The organism is Mycobacterium sp., from assembly GCF_046095365.1.
In the GTDB taxonomy this organism is placed as follows: Bacteria; Actinomycetota; Actinomycetes; order Mycobacteriales; family Mycobacteriaceae; genus Mycobacterium.
This window is the reverse complement of record NZ_JBJTJF010000105.1, coordinates 1-6,127: the sequence shown is the minus strand read 5'-3', so window position 1 is coordinate 6,127 and position 6,127 is coordinate 1. Positions and strand designations below refer to the sequence as shown.

At 70.4% G+C, this 6,127-nt stretch carries 4 protein-coding genes and 1 pseudogene; all 5 read left to right on the top strand.

Features of this window, described 5'->3' with window-relative positions:
- Nucleotides 1-208, top strand: a pseudogene (locus tag ACKOQ4_RS08795) (serine/threonine protein phosphatase); the annotation flags it as partial.
- Complete coding sequence (gene rodA, locus ACKOQ4_RS08790; protein WP_526290897.1) at nt 205-1,602, top strand: peptidoglycan glycosyltransferase RodA; 1,398 nt, start codon at nt 205-207, stop codon at nt 1,600-1,602. The pseudogene ACKOQ4_RS08795 and the gene rodA, both read left to right, overlap by 4 nt.
- The gene (gene pbpA, locus ACKOQ4_RS08785; protein ID WP_526290895.1) at nt 1,599-3,077 is read left to right on the top strand and encodes a D,D-transpeptidase PbpA; all 1,479 of its coding nucleotides are present in this window, start codon (nt 1,599-1,601) and stop codon (nt 3,075-3,077) included. The genes rodA and pbpA overlap by 4 nt, the downstream gene beginning before the upstream one ends.
- Before the next feature lie 31 nt (nt 3,078-3,108).
- On the top strand, nt 3,109-4,368 hold the full coding sequence (locus ACKOQ4_RS08780) for a protein kinase domain-containing protein (RefSeq protein ID WP_526290893.1): 1,260 nt from the start codon (nt 3,109-3,111) through the stop codon (nt 4,366-4,368).
- A partial coding sequence (gene pknB, locus ACKOQ4_RS08775) for a Stk1 family PASTA domain-containing Ser/Thr kinase (RefSeq protein ID WP_526290891.1) occupies nt 4,365-6,127 on the top strand: 1,763 nt, incomplete at its 3' end. The genes ACKOQ4_RS08780 and pknB, both read left to right, overlap by 4 nt.

Genomic DNA, 6,127 nt, shown 5'->3' with positions numbered 1-6,127 from the left:
GCCGGCCGGCAACCTCGACGAGGCGATCGGCCAATTGCGCGAACTGGCGCACGGATCCCTGCTGCCGGTCTGCGCGCCGCCGAAGCCCGCCCGCGTCGCGCCGCCGGCCGCCCCGCGCACCGGCTCGGGGGGACCCGCGGCCCCGCCGCCCGCTCCGTCGCCGACACCGGCGCCGAAGCCGGGCCTCGACTGCCGGGCGGCGGCATGACCACCGCACCGCAGTCGCCGGTGCGGATCACCCCGCCGCTGCCGACCCGTCGCAACGCCGAACTCGGCCTGCTCTGCTTCGCCACACTGATAACCGGGGTGGCGCTGCTGATCGTCGAGGTCAACCAGGAGCAGGGCGTCAGCTGGGACCTGCTGACCTACACCGTGGCCTTCCTCGTGCTGTTCCTCTGCGCACACCTGGCGATCCGCCGCTTCGCGCCCTACGCCGATCCGCTGCTGCTGCCTGTCGTCGCGCTGCTCAACGGTCTGGGCCTGGTGCTGATCCACCGCCTCGACCTCGTCCCCGGCAGCGATCCCGCCGGACCCGGCGCCGGGCAGCAGATGTTGTGGACGCTGGTCGGGGTGGTCGGCTTCGCACTGGTGGTGGTCTACCTCAGAGACCACCGGATGCTGGCGCGCTACGACTACGTCTGCGGGGCCGCCGGACTGGTGCTGCTGGCCATCCCCGCCCTGCTGCCGACGTCGCTGTCGGAGACCAACGGGGCCAAGATCTGGATCCGGTTGCCGGGCTTCAGCATTCAGCCCGCCGAATTCTCCAAGATCCTGCTGCTGGTGTTCTTCGCCGGTGTTCTGGTGGCCAAGCGCAGCCTGTTCAACAGCGTCGGCCAGCACTTCCTGGGCATGGACCTGCCCCGCCCCCGCGACCTCGCGCCGCTACTTGCGGCGTGGTTCATCTCGGTGGGGGTGATGGTCTTCGAGAAGGACCTCGGCACCTCCCTGCTGCTCTACGCCTCCTTCCTGGTGATGGTCTACATCGCCACCGAGCGGTTCAGCTGGGTGGTGATCGGCCTGACGCTGTTCGGCGTCGGGAGCGTCGTCGCCTACCACCTGTTCGGTCACGTGCGCGGGCGGGTACAGACCTGGATGGACCCGTTCGGCGACCCGGAGGGCGCGGGGTACCAGATGGTGCAGTCGCAATTCAGCTTCGCCACCGGCGGGATTTTCGGCACCGGCCTGGGCAACGGCCAGCCGGGGACCGTGCCGGCAGCGTCGACGGACTTCATCATCGCGGTGGTGGGGGAGGAGCTGGGGCTGGTCGGTCTGGCCGGTGTGCTGCTTCTCTACACCGTCGTGATCATGCGGGGCCTGCGCACGGCGATCGCGGTGCGGGACAGCTTCGGCAAGCTGCTGGCCGCCGGGCTGGCCTCCACGCTGGCCATCCAGCTGTTCATCGTCGTCGGCGGGGTCACCGGTCTGATCCCGCTGACCGGGCTGACCACGCCGTGGATGTCCTACGGCGGCTCGTCGCTGGTGGCCAACTACGTGCTGCTGGCCATCCTGGTGCGGATATCGCACGCGGCCCGCCGGCCGATCCGCACCAGTCAGCACACCCACATCGCAGCCTCGCGCACCGAGGTGATCGGCCGGTCATGAACACCTCGCTGCGCCGTATCTCGATGATGGTCATGGCCCTGGTCGTGCTGCTGCTGGTCAACTCCACCGTCACCCAGGTGTTCCGGGCCGACGCGCTGCGGGCGGACCCGCGCAACCAGCGGGTGCTGCTCGACGAGTACTCGCGTCAGCGCGGACAGATCGCCGCCGGCGGTCAGGTGCTGGCCTTCTCGGAGTCGACCAGCGGCCGGTACCGCTATCTGCGGGTGTATCCCGAGCCGTTCAGCTACGCGCCGGTGACCGGCTTCTACTCGCTGCGCTTCTCCAGCTCCGGTCTGGAGCGCGCCGAGGACCCAATCCTCAACGGCTCCGACGAGAGGCTGTTCGGCCGGCGGCTGGCGGACTTCTTCACCGGTCGCGACCCACGCGGCGGCAACGTCGGGACGACCATCGTGCCGCGGGTGCAGCAGGCCGCGTGGGAGGCCATCCAGCGCGGCTGCGGCGGCGGTCCCTGCAAGGGGTCCGTGGTCGCCCTGGAGCCGTCCACCGGGAAGGTCCTGGCGCTGGTGTCCTCGCCGTCCTACGACCCGAACCTGCTGGCGACCCACGACACCGAGGAGCAGGGCCAGTCCTGGGAGCGGCTTCGCGACGACCCGGACTCGCCGCTGACCAACCGGGCGATCGCCGAACGCTACCCGCCGGGATCGACCTTCAAAGTCATCACCACCGCCGCCGCGCTGCAGGCCGGTATCACCGAGAACGAGCAGCTGACCGCCGCTGCCCGGATCCCGCTGCCGGACAGCACCGCCACCCTGGAGAACTACGGCGGAACCCCGTGCGGCAGCGCCCCGAAGGCTCCGCTTCGGGAGGCCTTCGCCCGGTCGTGCAACACCGCCTTCGTCGAGCTGGGCATGCGGGTGGGGGCTGAGGCGTTGCGCAACACCGCCGACTCGTTCGGTTTCGACAGCCCGCCGGCGCTGATTCCGCTGCAGGTCGCGGAATCCACCGTAGGGCCGATGAGCGACGCCGCCGCGGTGGGCATGTCGAGCATGGGGCAGAAGGACGTCGCGGTGACGCCGATGCAGAACGCGATGGTGGCCGCGGCGATCGCCAACGGGGGCGTGCTGATGCAGCCCTACCTCGTCGACCACCTCGAGGGGCCCGACCTGGCCGACATCAGCAACACCGCACCCGCCGAGTTGCGGCGGGCGGTTTCCGCGCAGGTCGCGGCTAAGCTAACTGATTTGATGATCGGCGCTGAGAAGTTCACCCAGCAGGACGGGGCGATACCCGGCGTGCAGATCGCATCCAAGACCGGTACCGCCGAACACGGCGCCGACCCGCGCAACACCCCGCCGCACGCCTGGTACATCGCCTTCGCGCCGGCCCAGAACCCCCGGGTCGCGGTGGCGGTGCTCGTCGAGAACGGCGGGGACCGGCTCGCGGCCACCGGAGGCGCACTGGCCGCACCGATCGGGCGGGCCACGATGGCCTCGGCTCTGCAGGGGCCGTCGTGAGCCCCCGCAGCCGAGCCAAGCGAGGCAAGCAATGAGCCCCCGCGTGGGTGTCACGCTGTCCGGGCGCTACCGGCTGCAGCGGCTGATCGCCACCGGTGGCATGGGCCAGGTGTGGGAGGCGGTCGACAGCCGTCTTGGCCGGCGGGTGGCCATCAAGGTACTCAAGCAGGAGTTCTCCTCCGACCCGGAGTTCCTCGAACGCTTCCGCGCCGAGGCACGGACGGTCGCCATGCTCAACCACCCCGGCATCGCCGCCGTGCACGACTACGGCGAGACCGACATCGACGGCGAGGGCCGCACCGCATACCTGGTGATGGAACTGATCAACGGCGAGCCGTTGAACTCGGTGATCAAGCGCACCGGGCGGCTGTCGCTGCGGCACGCGCTGGACATGCTCGAGCAGACCGGTCGGGCGCTGCAGGTCGCTCACGCCGCCGGTCTGGTGCACCGCGACGTCAAGCCCGGTAACATCCTGATCACCCCGACCGGCCAGGTGAAGCTGACCGACTTCGGCATCGCCAAGGCCGTCGACGCCGCGCCGGTAACCCAGACGGGCATGGTGATGGGCACCGCGCAGTACATCGCTCCCGAGCAGGCGCTCGGCCAGGATGCGACCGCCGCCAGCGACGTCTACTCGCTGGGAGTCGTTGGCTACGAGGCGGTTTCGGGCAAGCGGCCGTTCACCGGAGACGGCGCGCTGACGGTGGCCATGAAACACATCAAGGAGCAGCCGGCGCCGCTTCCACCCGACCTGCCGCCGAATGTCCGCGAGCTGATCGAGATCACTCTGGTCAAGAACCCGGGTATGCGGTACAGCAGCGGCGGCCAGTTCGCCGACGCGGTGGCGGCGGTCCGTTCCGGCCGGCGCCCGCCGCGCCCGAATTCCGCACCCACGATCAAGGCGACCCCGTCCGCCATCCCGGGTGCCAGTCGCGTCCCGGCGGAGGCCCGGCCGCTGCCGGCCGTCCGGCCGCGCACCTCGGTGCAGCGCGCCGCGCCCCCGCCGCAGCGCCGCACCTTCAGTTCCGGTCAGCGGGCCCTGCTGTGGGCCGCCGGGGTGCTGGGCGCGCTGGCGATAATCAGCGCGGTCCTGATCGTGCTGGCCGACCGGGACAAGCGGGCCGACAATCCGGTGCAGCAGACCGAGACGGTGGCGCCTGGAGCACCCGAGCCGCCACCCGGGCCGCCGCCGCCCGGCCCGGAACCGGTCAAGCCGTCGAACTGGACGGGGGAGCGGACCGCACCGGGCATGCAGCTCAACCAGATTCGATTCGGCGAGGCCTCGTCATGACCACACCGCAACACCTGTCCGACCGATATCAGCTGGGCGAGATCCTCGGCTTCGGCGGGATGTCGGAAGTGCACCTGGCCCGGGATCTGCGGTTGCACCGCGACGTCGCGGTCAAGGTGCTGCGCGCCGACCTGGCCCGCGACCCCAGTTTCTACCTCAGGTTCCGGCGGGAGGCCCAGAACGCCGCCGCGCTCAACCACCCGGCCATCGTCGCGGTCTACGACACCGGAGAGGCGGCCACCCCGCGCGGCCCGCTGCCCTACATCGTGATGGAGTACGTCGACGGCGTCACGCTGCGCGACATCGTGCACAACGACGGCCCGATGCCGCCGCGGCGTGCACTGGAGGTGATTGCCGACGCCTGCCAGGCGCTGAACTTCAGCCACCAGCACGGCATCATCCACCGCGACGTCAAGCCGGCGAACATCATGATCTCCCGCACCGGTGCGGTGAAGGTGATGGACTTCGGCATCGCCCGGGCGCTGGCCGACACCGGAAATCCCGTCACCCAGACCGCCGCGGTGATCGGCACCGCCCAGTACCTCTCACCCGAGCAGGCCCGCGGAGAGCAGGTGGACGCACGCTCCGACGTCTACTCGCTGGGCTGCGTGCTCTACGAAATCCTCGTCGGCGAACCGCCTTTCGTCGGCGACACCCCGGTGTCGGTGGCCTATCAGCATGTGCGGGAGGACCCGGTCCCGCCGTCGCAGCGGCGAGCCGGCATCTCCCCCGAACTGGACGCCGTTGTCCTCAAGGCGCTGGCCAAGAACCCGGACAACCGCTACCAGAGCGCCGCCGAGATGCGCGCCGACCTGGTCCGGGTGCACAGCGGAGAGAAGCCCGAGGCCCCGAAGGTGCTCACCCACGCCGAGCGCACCCAGATGCTCTCGGCCTCCCGTAGCGGGCTGCGCGCCGACAGCCCCACCGGGACGATGGCCTACGACTACGGCGCGCCTCCGCGCAGACGCTCGATCGGGCGGTGGCTGGTGGCGCTGGCGGTCCTGTCGGTCCTCACGGTGGTGGTGACGCTGGCGATCAACATGACCGGCAGCAAGCCGCGGGCGGTCCAGGTGCCCGACGTCCGCGGCCAGGTCTCCGCCGACGCCATCGCCGCGCTGCAGAACAGGGGCTTCAAGATCCGCACCCAGCAGAAGCCGGACAGCGTCGTGCCGCCCGACCACGTCATCAGCACCGAGCCGGCGGGCAGCGTGTCGATCAATGCCGGCGACGAGGTCCTGATCAACGTCTCCACCGGACCCGAACAGCGCGAGGTCCCCGACGTGGCGGGCCTCAGCTACGGCGACGCGGTCAAGAAGCTGACCGCCGCCGGATTCGGCAAGTTCAAACAGACCCAGGCGGCCTCGACCGGGGCGCAGCGCGACAAGGTGCTCAACACCGTGCCCCCGGCCAACGCGACCACCGCCATCACCAACGAGATCACCGTCGTCGTCGGCACCGGCCCGGTGACACGGGCGGTGCCCGACGTGGTCGGGCAGACCTCCGACCAGGCCACCAAGAACCTGAACACGGTGGGCTTCGCGACCATCCTGACCGCACCGGTGGACAGCGTCGAACCGGCCGGCCAGGTGCTGGCCATGGACCCGCCCGCGGGGACCGATTCGGAACTGGACACCCCGGTCACGCTGAAGGTGTCCAAGGGCAACCAGTTCGTCATGCCGAACCTGGTCGGCCAGTTCTGGGTGGACGCCGAGCCCAATCTGCGGGCACTGGGCTGGACCGGGGTGCTGGTGAAGGGACC

What these genes read in the sequence shown, in the direction of transcription:
- pbpA (WP_526290895.1), top strand. Translation starts at nt 1,599, where the DNA reads ATGAACACCTCGCTGCGCCGTATCTCGATGATGGTCATGGCCCTGGTC.
- ACKOQ4_RS08780 (WP_526290893.1), top strand. Translation starts at nt 3,109, where the DNA reads ATGAGCCCCCGCGTGGGTGTCACGCTGTCCGGGCGCTACCGGCTGCAG.
- rodA (WP_526290897.1), top strand. Translation starts at nt 205, where the DNA reads ATGACCACCGCACCGCAGTCGCCGGTGCGGATCACCCCGCCGCTGCCG.